The organism is Streptomyces sp. NPDC048255, from assembly GCF_040652415.1.
Lineage (GTDB): Bacteria > Actinomycetota > Actinomycetes > Streptomycetales > Streptomycetaceae > Streptomyces.
Genome location: NZ_JBEZMA010000006.1, coordinates 141,936 through 157,907, shown reverse-complemented (window position 1 = coordinate 157,907; position 15,972 = coordinate 141,936). Strand labels below are relative to the sequence as shown.

The 15,972-nt window shown below is 72.0% G+C and carries 19 protein-coding genes; 7 read left to right on the top strand and 12 right to left on the bottom strand.

What is annotated here, in order from left to right; translation table 11 throughout:
• Positions 1-7: 7 nt before the first annotated feature.
• The 12 genes from AB0D94_RS08355 to AB0D94_RS08300 all read right to left on the bottom strand — a co-directional run bounded on the left by AB0D94_RS08355 (position 8) and on the right by AB0D94_RS08300 (position 11,079).
• Positions 8-1,150 carry a hypothetical protein gene (locus AB0D94_RS08355; RefSeq protein WP_362047469.1) on the bottom strand — a complete coding sequence of 381 codons (1,143 nt, stop codon included), beginning with the start codon at positions 1,148-1,150 and terminating at the stop codon, positions 8-10.
• A complete protein-coding gene (locus tag AB0D94_RS08350; RefSeq protein WP_362047466.1) occupies positions 1,147-1,911 on the bottom strand; it encodes a glycosyltransferase in 765 nt (254 codons plus the stop codon). The genes AB0D94_RS08355 and AB0D94_RS08350 overlap by 4 nt, the downstream gene beginning before the upstream one ends.
• A gap of 11 nt (positions 1,912-1,922) precedes the next feature.
• Positions 1,923-2,162 (bottom strand): hypothetical protein, encoded by a 240-nt coding sequence (locus tag AB0D94_RS08345; protein WP_362047464.1) that lies wholly within the window; start codon positions 2,160-2,162, stop codon positions 1,923-1,925.
• 365 nt (positions 2,163-2,527) lie between these two features.
• Complete coding sequence (locus AB0D94_RS08340) at positions 2,528-3,310, bottom strand: hypothetical protein (protein WP_362047462.1); 783 nt, start codon at positions 3,308-3,310, stop codon at positions 2,528-2,530.
• Positions 3,311-3,341: 31 nt separating this feature from the next.
• Complete coding sequence (locus AB0D94_RS08335) at positions 3,342-4,832, bottom strand: ATP-binding protein (protein ID WP_362047460.1); 1,491 nt, start codon at positions 4,830-4,832, stop codon at positions 3,342-3,344.
• Positions 4,833-4,863: 31 nt separating this feature from the next.
• A complete protein-coding gene (locus AB0D94_RS08330) occupies positions 4,864-5,325 on the bottom strand; it encodes a DUF6238 family protein (protein WP_362047457.1) in 462 nt (153 codons plus the stop codon).
• 48 nt (positions 5,326-5,373) lie between these two features.
• The gene (locus AB0D94_RS08325; protein WP_362047454.1) at positions 5,374-6,834 is read right to left on the bottom strand and encodes an SCO6880 family protein; all 1,461 of its coding nucleotides are present in this window, start codon (positions 6,832-6,834) and stop codon (positions 5,374-5,376) included.
• Positions 6,835-6,915: 81 nt separating this feature from the next.
• The gene (locus AB0D94_RS08320; protein WP_362047451.1) at positions 6,916-8,238 is read right to left on the bottom strand and encodes an ATP-binding protein; all 1,323 of its coding nucleotides are present in this window, start codon (positions 8,236-8,238) and stop codon (positions 6,916-6,918) included.
• A 30-nt stretch (positions 8,239-8,268) separates the two neighbouring features.
• Positions 8,269-8,949 carry a hypothetical protein gene (locus AB0D94_RS08315; protein ID WP_362047448.1) on the bottom strand — a complete coding sequence of 227 codons (681 nt, stop codon included), beginning with the start codon at positions 8,947-8,949 and terminating at the stop codon, positions 8,269-8,271.
• Positions 8,949-9,263 (bottom strand): DUF6112 family protein, encoded by a 315-nt coding sequence (locus tag AB0D94_RS08310; RefSeq protein ID WP_362047643.1) that lies wholly within the window; start codon positions 9,261-9,263, stop codon positions 8,949-8,951. Before AB0D94_RS08310 ends, AB0D94_RS08315 begins: the two co-directional genes overlap by 1 nt.
• A gap of 155 nt (positions 9,264-9,418) precedes the next feature.
• A complete protein-coding gene (locus AB0D94_RS08305) occupies positions 9,419-10,531 on the bottom strand; it encodes a C40 family peptidase (protein ID WP_362047445.1) in 1,113 nt (370 codons plus the stop codon).
• Between the two features lie 395 nt (positions 10,532-10,926).
• The gene (locus tag AB0D94_RS08300) at positions 10,927-11,079 is read right to left on the bottom strand and encodes a hypothetical protein (RefSeq protein ID WP_362047442.1); all 153 of its coding nucleotides are present in this window, start codon (positions 11,077-11,079) and stop codon (positions 10,927-10,929) included.
• 284 nt (positions 11,080-11,363) lie between these two features.
• Between AB0D94_RS08300 and AB0D94_RS08295 the strand changes: the two genes are divergently transcribed.
• The 7 genes from AB0D94_RS08295 to AB0D94_RS08265 all read left to right on the top strand — a co-directional run bounded on the left by AB0D94_RS08295 (position 11,364) and on the right by AB0D94_RS08265 (position 15,949).
• Positions 11,364-12,119, top strand: a complete 756-nt coding sequence (locus tag AB0D94_RS08295) for a site-specific DNA-methyltransferase (protein WP_362047439.1) — start codon at positions 11,364-11,366, stop codon at positions 12,117-12,119.
• Positions 12,120-12,251: 132 nt separating this feature from the next.
• Positions 12,252-12,917, top strand: coding sequence for a DUF4913 domain-containing protein (locus AB0D94_RS08290; RefSeq protein ID WP_362047436.1), 666 nt, complete (start codon positions 12,252-12,254; stop codon positions 12,915-12,917).
• The gene (locus tag AB0D94_RS08285; protein ID WP_362047434.1) at positions 12,914-13,411 is read left to right on the top strand and encodes a hypothetical protein; all 498 of its coding nucleotides are present in this window, start codon (positions 12,914-12,916) and stop codon (positions 13,409-13,411) included. Before AB0D94_RS08290 ends, AB0D94_RS08285 begins: the two co-directional genes overlap by 4 nt.
• Positions 13,408-14,046: a DUF3631 domain-containing protein gene (locus AB0D94_RS08280; RefSeq protein WP_362047431.1), complete on the top strand. Its 639-nt coding sequence runs from the start codon at positions 13,408-13,410 to the stop codon at positions 14,044-14,046. Before AB0D94_RS08285 ends, AB0D94_RS08280 begins: the two co-directional genes overlap by 4 nt.
• Complete coding sequence (locus AB0D94_RS08275; RefSeq protein WP_362047428.1) at positions 14,043-14,717, top strand: hypothetical protein; 675 nt, start codon at positions 14,043-14,045, stop codon at positions 14,715-14,717. The genes AB0D94_RS08280 and AB0D94_RS08275 overlap by 4 nt, the downstream gene beginning before the upstream one ends.
• Positions 14,718-14,773: 56 nt before the next feature.
• Positions 14,774-15,481: a hypothetical protein gene (locus tag AB0D94_RS08270; protein WP_362047425.1), complete on the top strand. Its 708-nt coding sequence runs from the start codon at positions 14,774-14,776 to the stop codon at positions 15,479-15,481.
• Between the two features lie 162 nt (positions 15,482-15,643).
• Positions 15,644-15,949 carry an SH3 domain-containing protein gene (locus AB0D94_RS08265; protein ID WP_362047422.1) on the top strand — a complete coding sequence of 102 codons (306 nt, stop codon included), beginning with the start codon at positions 15,644-15,646 and terminating at the stop codon, positions 15,947-15,949.
• Positions 15,950-15,972: the final 23 nt, after the last annotated feature.

Below are 15,972 nucleotides of genomic sequence, written 5' to 3'. Positions count from 1 at the left end.
GGGGAGGTCATCGGCTGCGGAGCGCTCGTTCGGGGACAAATGGAGCAGCCTTGCCTGCAGCGGGAAGTGCGAGCCGGACCGTGGTCGCAGGGCCGACGGGTCGGGTGGCGCGAGCCTGCCGCAGCAGGGCTGGCGCGTCGGTGCGCCACCGGCGGAGGGTCTCGACCGTGCCGGGCGGCAGGGCGGCAGACTCGGATGGCGCCGCCGGCCACGAGGAGATCGCCGCGTCCGAGTGAAGGAGCTCGTGGAGGCGGTCCAGGGAGGCGGAGTCCTCGGCGCCCGCCGCGGGGCGCATACGGGAGAGGAGCTCAGCGGCGTGGGGGCGCAGTCGGCGCCACTCCACGGAGCCTTCTTCCAGGTACTGCTGCGCGATGTGTCCGAGCGCGGCCGGGTTCAAGCGGATGCCGTCGCTGTAGCGGCCGGACTGCTGGATTGCCGTCCATGTCGCATGGAGTTCCTCGAGCCTGCCGTGCGCCGCTTCGACTACGGCCAGCAGCCGTTCGTGGACGGTCTGCTCGTACGCGGGAAGGAACGTGCCGGTCACCAGACCGGCGGCATGGGCAGCGTCGGACGGTAGTACGACCGAGCTGGGGGCGTGCGGGTCGGCGTAGTTGTCGTCGAAGGTGGCACTGGCGAAGGCTCCGAGCAGGTACTCGTGGGCGCTGCCGGGGCGTTCGACCAGGATGAGTTCGATGCCGGCACCGTTGGTGAGGTGCACGCCGTACGGGATGCGGGCGTGCTCCACGGAGTCGATGAGTTCGCCCGCGTCCCACAGGATGGGGACGAGGTCTTCCTGCCGCAACGGGTGGGCGTAGACCTCGACCTTCACCGTCCACGTCCCGGGCAGGCCGTCGGCCAGCGCGGTGGCGTAGTCGCCCAGGTAGGTGCGGGCGCCGCCGAAGAGGAACACGCGGTGTCGGCGGGCGTTCTCTGCGAGGGCAAGCAGGTTGGGTTTCGAGGTGTCTACGTCGCGCAGGGCGTACGTGCCATCGGGGCGCCGATCGAATCCGGGCGTGAGCCGCAGGGCGGTGTCGGCCCACCGGTACTGCTCGCCCACAGGGACGGCGACCAGACCGTCGGCCGGGCTGAGGGCGAGAATGATCTGCGCCAGGCCCCTGGGGCGGGGCGATGTGCGGTCGTCCATGCTCATGCCCGGCTGGTGAGGGCGTTGCGCAGGCCGTGTCCGAACGCGTGGGCATGGCGGCGGGCGGCCAGCTCCAGCTCCTCGTACTGCTCGCCGCGGGTCATCTGCCCGTCGTGCTTGCGGTACCGGTAGACGGGCAGCCGCAGGAGCACGCCGGGGGCCAGCGCGGTGACGCCGACGGCCGCCATGTAGTCCTCGCCCTGGACCAGGCCGCCCATGCCGCCCGCCGCCCGGACCAGACGGGTGCGGGCCAGGATGGTCGTCGGCCCGATCGGGATGGTGTCCTGCGGCCGGGGCCAGTAGGTCACCACGTCGCCGGCGGCGTGGTGGCCGGGCGGGACCGGGCATTCCCACAGGCGCGTGGAGCCGTCCGGTAGCAAGTCCTCGCTCCATCCTGCGACCCACCCGAGCTCGTCGGTGAAGGACTCCAGGCGTCCGCCCAGGCTCCAGTCGGGGAAGACGTCATCGTCGTCGGCCCAGTTCACGAACTCGGTCCGCACCTCGTTCAGGCCGAGGTTGCGGGCGCAGGCGGCGCCGACCGGTCGGGGCAGGGCGAGGGTCCGGATCCGCGGGTCGGCGGTGATCGGGGCGGGTACGAGGGCGGGGTCGGCGCCGTCGAGGACGAGGACGGCCTCCCAGGGCACGGTCTGCCGGGTGAGGCTGGCGTGCATCTCCTGCAGGTAGGGCAGGCGTTCGGGGCGTAGCTGGGTGGCGATGACGACGGTGATCTGTGGGGTGGACAGGGACTTCTCCGGAGTGCGGTCCATGGGCGGGGCGTTCAGCGGGTGACCCGCGGTCGGGCAGGTGCGGGTGCCGGGGCGACCGGCTTGGTGATCTTCAGTGGGGTGGCGGGAGCCTGGATGGGCGCGGGCCGGAGCGGGTCCCACAGTGAGGGGGTTCCGGAGATCCGGGAGAGGGGGTCGGTGTCCCAGGGCACGATGGGGCCGTTGTCGTACCAGGTCAGGGCGATGACCTCGATGCCGTGGTCGTGCAGGACGTAGCCCCATTCCAGACCCATGGCGTCAGCGTTGGCGTCGGTGACCGGTATCGGCTTCGCGGGGGTGCCGTCGACGTTGAAGACGTTGTCGAAGGGTGCGCTCGGGCCGAGGTCGCCGTGGCGATCGAGTCGCTCCCGGACGGTGTCGGGGGCCCTGTCCAGGAGGTCCGTGCCGAGCTGCTTCCAGTCGTGGGGGCCATCGATGAGGTGCCGGCGCAGGGCGTCGAGGTCACCGCCGAAGCGGTAGCGGGCGGCGCCGAGCAGAAGGGGGAGCTGGTGGTCGGGGTAGCCGTCGTAATGGCAGTAGATGCCCTCGTAGCCGTCCTTGAGGGTGGGGCGGGCGATGAAGCTGCGGGTGCTGATGGCGGTTTCCTTCGTGCAGGTGGTCAGCGGGCGCGGGCGGCAGGGGCTGCGGGCAGGGCAGCCACAGGCCGGGCCACGGCCAGCGGGCGAGGCGGGATCGTGGCGGTGGGCGTGGCGTGACGCAGGTTCACGCCGATCCCGGCTGAGGCGAGCCGGAGTGCGACGGCCTGGAGACGTAGGGCGCGGTCGGCCTCGCCGTCCGAGGTGGGGAGGAGGAACGCGGCCTGGTGGGGCACGTACTGGAATCCGTGGACGTAGAGCGTTTCCCTGGCTTCCTCCAGGACGTCCTCATACGGCGCTCCGAGCGCGCCGTCCTCGTACCAGGTCAGGGTGAGGGTCTGGTCGACCTGCGGCGGGGCCGTGCGGCGCGGGGGCTCGGGCCGCTCGACGAGGCTGCGCCGCACCGCGTCGCGGGCGGTTGCGTAACGGGGCAGCAGTCGTCGTGCGATGTGGGCGGCGGCCCGAACGGGATCGTTGGGGACCGCGATCCCGCTGGGTTCCTCGATACCGACGAAGTGGTGCGGCTCGACGTCGGGGCCCAGCGCAGCGACGACGAACTGGCGCGGTCGCAACGGCCGGTCGGTGACGTAGAGGTGCTGGCCGTCCGGACCGTGGAGGATGGCCTCGTGGCCCAGGACGTACTGGCTGGCGATGTATTCGACATGACCGCGGTCCCAGAGACGGTCGATGGTGGCGCACTGGCTTTCGAAGGTGAGGTGTCGCTGGTAGCCGCTCGTCCACTGCCCGGGGAGACGGGCGGCGAGCGCGGAGGCGAACAGGGACAGGTCGGCGCGTGTTGAAGGCATGGGTTCCCGGTTGGTTGAACGATTCTGCGGATCAATGCATACGGGCGTCTGTGTCGAAAAGCTGCAGCTCGGCGGGGTGCAACTGGTGCTGAACCACGAAGCTCCGGCCAGCGACCTTCCACAGGCCGCGGCCACGGCTCAGGTGGGACAGTGCGGAGGTTTCGACGCTGGTCAGTCCGAGGAGTCCGGCGGCGGCGTGCAGCTGGTCGGTCTCCTGGCGGTAGATCACGCGGGTGCTGCAGTCAGCGAGCAACCCCTCGGCCAGTGCCCGGCTTTGGCTACCGGCGTCGCCCGCGGTGAGCAGGTCTGACAGCCGGTGAATGACCATGGCGTTGGCGATGCCCAGGCCGCGGGAGAGCTTCCACTGGGCCTGCATGCGCATCAGGAGGGCTGGATGCCTCATCAGTCTCCATGCCTCGTCGTAGATCACCCACCGTCGGCCGCCGTACGGGTCGGTGAGCGCGGATTCCATCCAGGCCGAGGCGCACGTCATGGCCAGGACCAGGGCGGTGTCGTCGCTACCGCCGAGGCGGGAGAGGTCGATTGACAGCATCGGGCTGTACGGGTTGAAGGCGCTGGTGGAGGGTGCGTCGAACATCCCGGCCAGGTCTCCGAAGACCAGGCGGCGCATGGCGTGGGCGAGGTCGCGGGCGGCCTCTCCGAGCCATCCGGACAGCAGGCCGCCGGCGAGGTCGAGGCCGGGTCCGTCGGCCAGGGCGTAGGCGATGTCGCCGAGCAGCGGGGGCCGGCCACTGGCCGCTGCGCGGGCGGCGGCTGCGTCGAGCGCGACGTCCAGGACGGTGTGCTCCATGGGCAGCAGGTCCCGGCCCAGGACGGTGCGGGCCAGGGAGCCGAGGAGCAGCAGACGGCGTTTACGGACCTCGCCTTCCCACTCCGCCTCCGGTACGGACGGCGGACGGGGCGCCGAGTCCAAGGGATTCAGCCTGCCGGGCAGACCCGGACCCAGCGCAATGGCCGTGCCTCCCAAGGCGGCGGCTACCGCGCTCCATTCACCCTTCGGGTCGCACGGCACGTACACCCGGTATCCGAACGCGACGCTGCGCAGGGCCAGGCTCTTGGCCAGGGCGCTCTTGCCCTGCCCGATCACCCCCGCGAGCAACAGGTTCGGGTTGGTGAAGCCCTCGACTTTTCCGTAGAGGCTGAAGGGGTCGAAGGTGAAGCTGCCTTCCGCGTGGAGGTCGCGGCCGATGTAGATGCCGTCGGCGCCGAGTCCGCCTTCGGCGAGGAAGGGATAGGCGGCACTGGCCACGGCCGTGGTCATGCGGTGGGCGGGCAGCTTGAGGCGGCTGCCGCGGGCGGAGGCGGGTCCGGGGCGTCCGGCGAGCGGGTAGAGGGCGTCGGGGTAGGCGGCCTCGGTGGGGTGCTGGCCCGCTTCGGGGCCGGCGGCGGTGCGCGCTCGGGCTTCGGCGCGGGCTGTCTGCTTGCGCAGGGCCCGGCGCTGGGCGCGGTCGATGTTGTGCGGGGTGAACAGGGGGGTCGCGCTGGCGCGGCGGTGGGACAACGGTGCTCGCTCGTTTCCGGGGCGGAGGTGTTCAGGACGCCGGGGTGGCGAGGTCAGCGGCCGTGGTCTTGCGCCGTACGGCGTGGGAGGCGGCCAGGTGGCGCTGGCAGATGGTCAGCACGGGCGGGCCTTCCGGGAGCCGCTCGGGGTGGCAGTCGCTGCCGCCGGGGGCTGAGGCGGGCAGCAGGTGGAATGCCGCGTGGACGGCGTCGGCTGCCTGCCAGAGGCGGGCGTGGGCGGTGGCCAGGTGTCGCCCGGAGGCGGGGCGTTCGGGCCGGGTGCGTTCAGCGAGCTGGTCCAGCAGGCGGTGCAGGGCGGTGAGGTGGGCGTGCAGGCTGTCGAGGTGAGGCCGGTCGGAGGGTCGGCCGCTCTCGCCGGTGGAAGTCTGTGCGGTGAGGGTGCGCGTGTGGTGGCGCAGGCCGGCGGTGGCCGCCCGCAGATACGGGTGGGCGTCGCTCGTGGGGAGGGCGTCGCGGCGGTCGTCAGGTGACAAGGGCTTCTCGCTGGGGATGGACGCCAAGATGGCGGACGGGCGGACGGGTTAGAGGGTGTTGCGGGCAAGGGGGAGAGCGCCGGCGGTGAAGGCGTCCGTCTGCTGGTAGATCAGACGCCGCAGGTCCACCTGGGCGCCGGCGGCAGCCGTTTCGATCTGCGCGCAGGCGGCGTCCAAGTGGGCGTCGGTGTCGGCGGAGACGGTGAGCAGTCCGGTCAGCGCGACGTCCGCGTGCCCGGAGATCAGCTGCTTCTCGCGGGTCTTGACGTCCGCGTACTCGACGTTGTCCGCCTCGGACTCCACCTGGCCGCGGCGGCGGCGCTCAGAGGCGTCCGCGATGATCGCGGCCTTGCGGCGCTGGACATCGCGCAGGGCGGAGTCGATCCCCTGGGGGGCGTAGATGAGGGAGAAGGTGCGCCGCACACCGGTGCTGAACATGATGTTGTGCAGGAATCCGGCGTGGGTTTCGGTCCGGGGCCAGTTCTCGATCCAGTAGGTGGTGTGCCGGGCGGAGTCGGTGATCACCCGGTCGGTTTCCTCAACCTGGGCGACCGGGCCGGCGGCAGCGGGGTCGGCCTCGGCGCGGCCGGTGGAGGACCACTGCTGGAGGCGGGCGGTGGAGGCCGGGTCGTAGGCGGTGCGCAGCACAGCTGCGATCTCCCGCGGGCCCAGCCACCCGGTGACGGTCAGACCGGCGCTGCGGGCGGCCTGGGAGACGGACGCGGTGGTCTGCGCCATGACCGTGAAGGCACCGTCGAGTCCGCCCCCGGCCTGGCTGACCAGCCGCTTCGCGGCCTTGAGGTCCAGGGCGATGGCGAGGTACGCCTCGTGCGGGGCGGCGGCGGGCCCCGCGGATTCGACGAGTGCGGAGTAGATATGACCGGCGACGGGGGCCTGGGGGTTGCCGTGCTCGGCCCAGTGCCTGGCAAGGCTGTCGCCGGAGTCCGGGACGGTGCGCTCCAACACCTGGACGGTGGCGACATGCCCGGTCCGGGCGATGCCCGCCAGCGCCCGGCCCCACGCGGCGACGTTGCTGTTCTGGGTGGCGGGATCGAGCAGGGCGAAGGCGCGGGAGCTGACTTTGGCGACGGCGGTCAGGGTCTGCCGGTGGGGATCGTGGACGGCGGCGGCACCGGAGGTGGCCGTGGCCACCCGCAGCGACGCGGTCGTCCCGGGCAGGTGGAGGAGCCCTTCGACCCTGGGCCGGGAGATGGGCCGGGATCGCCACACCGTCTGCCCGCTCCGGCGGCGCTGGGCGTAGCGGGCAACGAGCGGCGCCCAGTCGATCAGGGACCGGCCCTCCCGCCGTACCCCGACCAGGACGGCGGTGGTGATCCACAGAGGAGCCAGGACGACGGCGCCTATCAGGCCGGAGGTCACCACGGTGACCAGGAGGAGCGCGAGGGCCAATGAGACGAGAACGAGCTGGGGGAGGCTGAGGCCCAGCAGGATGCCGCGCCGGGACCGGTGGGGGAACTTGACAGTGAGAGGGAGAACTTCGGAAGACAAGGTTCGGGTCCGGGTCGGGTCGGGCCGGGGCAGGGCGCGCGGTGAAGAGGGCGGGCCCTGCCCCGGGCGGGGCTGGTGGGGTTACAGGCCGGTCGGCGAGGTGGACTGGGTGCTGTCACCGGCGGAGCGGGCTCCGTGGGCCGGAGGCATCGGATCGGAGGGTGCACTGCTGCTCCACTCGCCCTGCTGACCGCCCCCGCCGCCCCAGCTCGGCGGACCGCTGTCCTGGCCGCCGCCCTGACCCGTGTCGCTCTGGTTCTGCGGGGTGCCGGACTGCTCCATGAGGTCACGGAAGCCGCCGCCGGAGCTGTCGCCTCCGGAGTCGCCCTTGTCCATGCTCATGCCGCCGGTGGGATTGGCGGCGATGTCGCCGGGGAAGCCTCCGCCCCCTGCGGCCTGGGTGCCGCCCGCGGCTCCGGCGCCGGCCGCCGCGCCGCCGGTGCCCGCAGTGGCTGCTGCGGAAGCGGCCTTGCGCCCGGCGTTCTCGGCGTGCTGGCGGGCCATCTGGGCGCCCGCGCCACCGGCTCGGTGAATCGACTCGCCGTCGGTGCTCTCGCTCGCCCAGTGGACGAACTTGAACACCATGTACGGGCAGAGCAGCACCAGGAGCATGATCACCATGCCTGCCGCCATGTCGGCGAGGGCGGACACGCCGTCCTTGGCTTCGGTTTTGCTCATGGCCGCGATGCCGAGCACGAAGATGATGGTCATCAGCAGCTTCGACACCACGAGGGTTGCGGTGGCTTCGATCCAGCCGCGCCGCCAGCGGCGGGCGACTTCCCAGCCGCCGCCGGCCCCCGCGAAGACCGCGAGGGTCACCAAGATCAGGATGCCGACCTTGCGGACCATCATCACGCCCCAGAAGAGGAACAGCCCGATCGCGCTCGCGCAGGCGGCGACGACGGCGACGAGCCAGCCCATGCCCGAGATGGCGCCGATCTGGGAGATCTTGACGACGCGCCTGACGGCCGTGGACATGTCTGTCCCCGATGCCTTGAAGAGCCCGTCGGACAGCGCGTCGACGACTTCGAGGGCCACCGTGGTGAAGGCGATGGCGCAGAACGCGAACAGCACGCCGGAGGCTGTGCCGGTGACGGCCTGGGTCAGGGCCTGGCCGTCACGTTTGATGGCCGCCCGTACGAGTTGGGCGCAGAACGTCGCGACCAACAAGAGCAGGCCGATGGGCAGGATCGTCTCGTAGTTGTCGCGGAACCAGCCGGCACCGAGGTCGATGTCGGTGGTCCGGTTGATGGCCTTCGCGGCGAGGTCGGCCGCGGCGGCGGCGAGGTCGCCGGCGCTCTTCGCCATCCAGTCCCCGATGGCGCCGACGGGGTCGGAGGCGAAGTCGATCACGTCGCCGACAGCGCAGAGTCTGCCGGCGACGGGCAGGTCACAGAAGCCCACGCGGGCGTCCTTTCGGGGAGAGGGGAACGGCTACGGGGCGACGCGTGGGGCCACGGCGACCAGGCGGCAGTCCCTGCCGGGGCGGCACTGGACGGCGAGGGTGATCTGGCGGTCCTCGGCGCCGCCCCCGCCGCCGGCCCAGGCGAGCTGCGTCTTGCCGCGGACCGTGACGGCGTAGACGTACGCCTCGGTGATCGCCTGCGGGTTCTCGGCCAGGGCCTGCTTGAACGCCGAGGGGAAGTGCGCCTCGGAGGTGGTGGCGCTGGCGTGCTGGGCGTTGTCCTTGAGCCGGGACCACAGGAGCGGGTCGGGAATCTGGGCCTGGACGGAGTCCCAGTCCGCGTACGCGGTTTCGCCGGTCATCCAGGTGTGCATGCCGGCGAGCTGATCGTCACGGCTGGTGGTGCGGGCGTCGAAGGTCCACAGCATCACCGCGCTCGCCCGGGCGAAGGCCAGCGGGTCGGCGATCGGCGGCGGACCGGCGACCTTGGACCCGCCAGGAGGCGGCTTCGGCACGGGAGCCGAGGTGCTCTTCGGTGATGCGGAGGACCCGGTGTGCGGGGCGGACGCGTCGGTGCTCTGGCCGCGGCCTGTCCACCAGGCGACGGCTCCGGCCAGCACGAGCAGCGCGGCCAGGACGCCGGCGGCGAGCATGACGCGCCGGGGCGGTTGCCAGCCGATGCCGAGAGCATCGAGGGAACGTTTCCTCATCAGTGGACCTGCGAGCCGAGGGCGCTGAAGAACGCGACGATGCCGTTGGCCGCGCCCAGGCCGAGGGCGGCGCCCGCGGAGACCACGGCGCCCTTCTTGCCGTTGGCTTCGGCCTGGTGGCCGCCGGAGTGGTGGCCCCAGGCCCACACACCGAGGCTGACGGCGAGCGCGCCGACCACCGCGACGATGCCGAAGAGGTTGATGCTGTTGACGACGGTGCGCAGGACTTCGAGGCCGGGCAGGCCGCCGCCCTTGGGCGAGACCCCCGGATCGTAGGCAAGCAGGGTGAGGCGTTCGGACAGGGGTGGGGTCAGGTTGGCGGGGGAGATGGTGGTGCGCTCCTTGCATGCGCAGGACACGACGGGCCCTGCCGGGGAACAGGAAGAAGGGGGAGGGGAAGGGGGCGCTCTGCGGCGCGAAGGTGGTCCGGTCCGCCCGGTGCCTCATGGGCTGGCCGGGCGGACCGGTGTCACGGGAGACGGCGTGCGCTGTGGGCGGCGAAATCCGCGACCGTGGCGAAGCGGACCGGCTTTCCGGTGCGCGGGGCCTCGATGACGTAGCCGTGGCCGGCGTAGATGCCGACGTGCTCGGGGACAGCGGGGGTGCCGCGGCTGAACACCAGGTCGCCGGGGCGAAGTTGGTTCAGCGGGACGGCGTTGCCTTCCTTGACCTGGGTGTACGTGGTCCGGGTCAGGGTGATCCCGGCCTTCTTGTACGCCTGCTGGGTCAGCGAGCTGCAGTCGCACCGGCCCATGGGGTCCGGGCCGTGGGGCGCGAGGCAGGAGCCGCCCCACTGGTAGAGGGTGCCGAGCTGGTTCATGGCCCACGTGATGGCCGTCTTGGCGCGGGGATCGGCGTCGGCGGGGATCGAATACCCCTTGGGGACGGCGCCTTCGGGGATCGGTCCGGAGCCGCTGCCGTCTTCGCCCGGGGCGCACGGGTCCGTCGCCGGGAGGCCCGGGGTCTGGCCGTCGGCGGGCGGCCGGGCACCCTTCAGCGTCGGGGCGATGGCCTGCTGCAGCGCGCGGGCGAGAGGCTCCCACTGGGCGTACGCGTCGGGAAAGCCGCTCAGCTGGACGGCCTGCGCGGCCTGCGTGATCGTCATCTGCTGCCAGCCGGGGACCTTCAGCAGGCCCTGGTAGAACTTCGTGCTGGCGTAGACGGGATCGCGGACCTGGGCGGGAGTGCCCCACCCCTGGCTGGGCCGCTGCTGGAACAAGCCCAGCGAGTCGCGGTCGCCGTAGCCGAGGTTGCGCAGCCGGGATTCCTGGATGGCGGTAGCCAGGGCCACGATCTGGCCGCGCTCGGGCACTTCGAGCGTGATGCCGGTGGCGACGATGGTGCGGGCGTGGGGTATCTGCTCGTCGGGCAGGTCAAGGCCATCGACGTGGACCTTCTGGGCGCCGGATCCGCCGAGAACGGACGCGACTTGGCGCCGTACGGCGTCGGTGTCGACCGACTGGGTGAAGCAGGAGGTGCCCTGGCCCGAGGAGTCGCTCGCGGCGGCGGCGAGCACAGCGGTGCCGGCCAGCAGGAACGGGGAGAGGCAGAGCGCGCCGATCGCGGCGGCGATGCCTTTCACTCCCGGGCGGCCTCCGGTCGGCGGGCCGCGGGGATGGTGCTCGGGGATGGGGAGGAACGGGTCACGGATGGGTCCTCGGGGGTGGGCCCCGGCCGCACGGTGTGAGAGGGGAAGGGCCGTGCGGCCGGAGCGGTGGAGGCGAGCGGAGGGCCCCGGCCCGGGTGCGTGTTGCCTCACGCACCCGGCGGGACGTGGGGAGTTACGGGCGGAACATGGGCGTGCCTCCAGGAAGGTGCAGGGATCGGGCCGCGGCGGCGGGCCGGTGAAGAAGGGGGATGCGGGGGCGTCTTACGGGCGGAACATCAGCGAACTCCTGGAGCGGTGCGGGGGCGGGAAGCCGAGGGGGATCTGGGTGTGCCAGGTGGGCGTTGCCTCGCGCACCAGGCCGGTGGGGGTTACGGGCGGAACATCAGGGGGACCTCCAGGTCCTGCGGAGTTGCGGGGGATGCGGGCGAGGTCAGCAGGGGCGGTACATGGGCGGTCTCCGTCTCATGTCTGCGGCGGGCGAGGTGCGACGGGGCGGCGGCGATGGCCGCGTGCGGGGTCACGGACGGAACACAGGGGCCTCCTGCGGGGAAAGGGGAAAGGGGGAAGGGGTACGCCATCGGCGGTGTCCGCCGGGCAGTGACACGACAGTAAGCCCGAATCCCCGGTCACCGAAATCGCCGCCGAAATCCGCGAGATTCCGGGCTTCGTGGCCCGCGATGCTTCCCAACCGGGGATTGTGACCTACAGTTTGGGCCTCCCCGCGCGCCACCGGCTTGTACTGCCGTGTGCCTCTGCGCGGTCCGGAGCATTCCACCCGCATCCCTCATCGAATTGGGGTCCCCTTTTGTCGTTTTCCCTCCACCAGGGCGACGCGCTGACCGTGCTCGCGACACTGCCCGACGGCTGCGCCGACTCGGTCATCACCGACCCGCCGTACAACAGCGGCGGCCGGACGGCGAAGGAGCGCACGAGCCGCTCCGCCCGCCAGAAGTACGTCTCCGCGGACGCCCAGCACGCCCTGCCGGACTTCACCGGCGAGAACATGGACCAGCGCTCGTACACGCTGTGGCTGACGCAGATCATGACCGAGGCCCACCGTGTGACGAAGCCTGGCGGCACTGGGCTGCTGTTCACCGACTGGCGCCAGCTGCCGGCCACGACGGATGCTTTCCAGGCGGCCGGATGGCTTTGGTTGGGCCTCCTGGCGTGGCACAAGCCGCAGGCCAGGCCGCAGAAGGGCAAGTTCCGCCAGGACACCGAGTACATCGTCTGGGGAGCGAAGGGCAAGATCGACGCCTCCGCGAACCCCGTCTACCTGCCGGGGATGTTCAGCGCCTCGCAGCCTTCGGGCAAGGCGCGCCGGCACATCACGCAGAAGCCCGTTGAAGTGATGCGGCAGCTGGTGCAGATCACCCCTCCGGGCGGCACCGTCCTGGACTTCTGCGCCGGATCGGGCAGCACCGGGGTCGCCGCCCTGCTGGAGGGCCGGAGCTTCATCGGCATCGAGAAGACCAGTCAGTACGCGGCCGTCGCATCCGACCGCCTCACCGAGACCCTCCAGCAGGTCCATTCCCAGGGCGATTTCGACTTGACCTCCTGACCGGCCCGCATCACCGGCCGGATTGCGGCGGGGCGGAATATAGCGGCAGATCCCCGGTTTCCGAAACCGGGGATTCTCCGGACCATCGGAGCCACTGAATCCACGGCCCCGGCTGCAAGGAGAACCCTTTTCGTGTCCGAATCTGCTGAGCCCCGTCATGGCGGGGAAATAGAGCCGGTCCGTCTGCCGGAAGGCGACCTCGAATCGATCGAGGCGTCGGTGCGCAAGCTGCTGGACCAGTCGGCCGAGCAGGCACGCCTGATCGACACGCTGGCCTCCGCCCCGCCCGCCGACCCGATGGCCGTGAGCATGCCCTTCGCGGGATTCCCCGGCATGCCCCCGTACGCCGCCCCGGCCCCGCCGCCGGACCCCAAGCCCATCCTGGAGCTGGAGGGCGAGGAGTTCGAGGACGAGCTGGCTGCGCTCACCGACTGGGTGGACGACCACCTCATGGACGTCTACGGCGCCGAGGTCACCACCGCCGCACCGTGGTGCGACCAGTGGCAAGAGCACCTCGACGTCGTTGCGTGGCTGCACGCGCTGTGGCTGGCCTACCAGCAGCACAAGGACCCCGAGGCCGGCCTGAGCGGCATGGCCGTGTGGCACCGGGACTACCTCACCCACTGCCTGGCCTACGTCCGAGCCCCCGGCGGGCCCCTGAGCGCCTGCCAGACCGACCCGGAGCGTCCGGAGCACCGCCTGCTGCGCGGCCCGGGCCCGTCCGCGAAGTCCGCCGCCCGCGACGCCGAAGCCCAGCAGGCTGATGCCGGATCCTCGCCGGTCGGGGCCGCCACGTGACACACCCATCCCAGCCCCCGGCGTTCGGGCTGTCCTTCCACCCTGAGGCGCTGAACGACTTGCTGGCGGCCCCGGGCGACATGCGGGACCTGGGGCTCGCCCTCATCCAGGACGTGGTCCGCGCCGAGGTGAGGGGCGGCAAGCTGACCGGGGAGCTGTCCGGGTACCGCAAGCTCTACCTCGGCTCCCGCGTCGAGTGGCGCATCGTCTACGCCCACCGCCCGGCCCCGCCCGGGTCCAGCCACCCCACGGACATACACGTCGTCGCCGTACGCCCCCGCGCCAGGCACGACATCTACGACACCGTCCGGGCCCGCGTCGGCCGCCCCCGCCCCGCGGCCGGGCCCCGGGCGCACGCGGCTCGATCCCTCTCACCGCAAGTCCGCCCGCATCCCGGGCTTACGACGGCGCCTCCCGCCGCAGCGTTCCCGGTCCCCGGACTCCCTGTACCCGCCCGTATCACCACGACTTCCCCGAAGGGTCCTTCGCGATGACCAACCTCACCGCCCAGTCCACCTCCCTGATCCAGGCTCTGATGGCGACCCTCCTCGAGCCCCGCCCGGCTCCGCACCCGCGCCACCAGGCCCTGCTGGACGCGTTCGAACGCCAGCTGGAACTTGAGGCGGAACTGAGCGACTGGGCCGGCCGACCGCAGCCCACCACCGACGCCGAGCAGGACAAGGAACTCGACGACCTGAGCGCTCTGCTGGTCGAGCACGCCAAGGCGGGCCGGCAGGTCTCGCACCTCCTGAGCGCGGAGAGCTGCTGCCCGCCGTGCGTCGACTCCGAGCAGCCGCCGACCGTCCCTGGCCGCCCCGCCGGCAAAGCGGTCTCCTCCTTCGCCGCCCCGTGCATCCTGGCCGCCTGCCTGGACGCCTTCGCCTTCCACGGCAGCCCGGACGCACTGTCCTCCGCCGACCTCGTCGCGGAGCTGCGCACCCTGCCCGGCATCGCCGAGGGCCGCTGGCCGTACGCGGAACTCACCCAGACCCGCCTGGCCACCCTGCTGCGCCCGTACGAAGTGGCCAGCCGCGACATCACCCACGGCGACGGCCGGCGCCGCAAGTCCTACCGCCGCTCCGCCCTCCTGGCCGCCATCCCGGCCGACTGCGACTGCCGACCGTCGTGACCACCCGCGAATCCCCGGCAACCGCCCTGGACGCCGCCATCGAGCATGCGGTCGGCGACCTGGCCGTCCTGCACCACGACCACCTCCGCGGGCTGCTCCCGGCGGAGCGAGCCGCACTCGCTGCCGTGCACCGGGAACTGGTGACTGCCGAGGGCGCGGTCACCTACCACCGCAACGCGCTCACACGCCTGTCGTCCGGCAGCTACCGCGTGGACACCCCGCTCCTGGACCGCCTGCGCCGGACGGTGCACGAACTGGCCCAGGCCACGGCCGCCCGCGACCGGCTGCAGGAGGGGGTCGCTGCCGCCTTGGAGGCGGTCAAGGCCGCCGCCCCGGCCCCCGCCCCCGCTGACGAAGAGCTGACGCCCCGCGACTTCGCCGCGCTCCTCTCGCTCGCCGGCGGCGGCACGATGCGCGAACACCTCCTCACCCACCGCGTCTCGGTCCGCACCGTCCAGGGCCGTCTCGTCGAACTCCCGTCGTTCCAGCGCCTGGAGGCCCACGGGCTGCTCACCCGGGACACGTCCCGGGCCCTGACCGTCGGCCAGCCGGTCACCTTGACCGACACCGGCCGGACCGCGCTGCTGGGCACCCGCCGTCCACCCGCCATGGCTACCCCCGTGCCCGCCCGCCCGGCCGGAGCCTGGCCGGCAGCAGCCCGACACCACTGACGGCAGGTGCCCGCAGTCCGCCTTCTTCCGACCCTGCAGAAAGCAGTCCGCCGCACGTGCCTCTTCATCAACCCGACTACGAACTCGACGGTTTCGAGCCCGCCGATGACGGTCACGAGCTGCACAGCCGCGATCTCGGCATCTCTTCCTTCAAGGTGCTCGGCGAGTACCGCACGCCCACCGACAGCTATTTCGTGCTGCTCGACGAGGGAGCCACCTGGGGCATTCCGGGAAGCCCGCAGCTGCGGGCCGTCCACGTATCCCGCGACCTGCGCACCCGAACCTTCGAGGTCGACTCCAAGGAACTCCCGCTGTATGCGATGGCCCAGTCGTACCTGATAGCCCGCGGCTGTCCCGCCGACGCGCTCAGCCCGCCGGCGGGCGTACACGACCCCGCAGACGACCTCACCCGGGCCCTGGAGGCACGCGTCCGCGGCGACGGTGACCGCTTCGCCCTGCTCGCCAGCTACACCGCCGACATGCGCGACCCCGTGGAGACGGCCGTGATGCTGCGCTCCCTTGACCCCCAGGCGGTGCCGGAGTTCCGGATCCTGCTGGAGCGATTCGACTGGGACTCCAACACCCACACCCTGCGGGAAGGCGGCTTCGAGACGTACCCGGCGGTCGTGGAGTGGTGGGAGGCATGGTCGGACGAGGAGGCCCCGTCACTACCGCCGCCGGCTCCGACCACACGCCGCAGCCTGGCCCCAACCGCCCCGGCGACACCCGCGCCGCCGGGCTCCCGACGGCCTCCAGGACGTTGAACACGGCCTTCGGCCAGACCCGTTTCGGCGGACCGGCGGCGCGCAATATAGCCGCCGATCCCCGGTTTCGGAAACCGGGGATTCTCCGGACCCTTTGCAACACCACCGCCCCACTGAGGGCGGTCACTTCCTGTTGTTCTGCCTGGTCTGGAGCCATCCGCTGTGTGCTACACACCCGCGTCCATCACCGCCACCGTCGTGAGCAGCGCCCCCTCCCGTTCCGCCGCCCCCGCGGTACTCAGCCCGGTCGCGCCCGGTACGGCTCGGCGGGCTGACCCGGTGCTCGCCGTCGCCGTCCACGCCCGTGCCGACGGTGACTCCACGGCCGTGGGTGTGCTGCGGCGGGGTGAGCCGTTCACGGCTTCCGTCACCGACGGCGCCTGGCTGCACGTCACCACCGCCTCGGGCGTCACCGGCTGGGTTGACGACGGCGACCTCCGTCGTGACGACCAGCTTCGCCCGAACTGATCCGCCCGTACGTTCCCTTCATT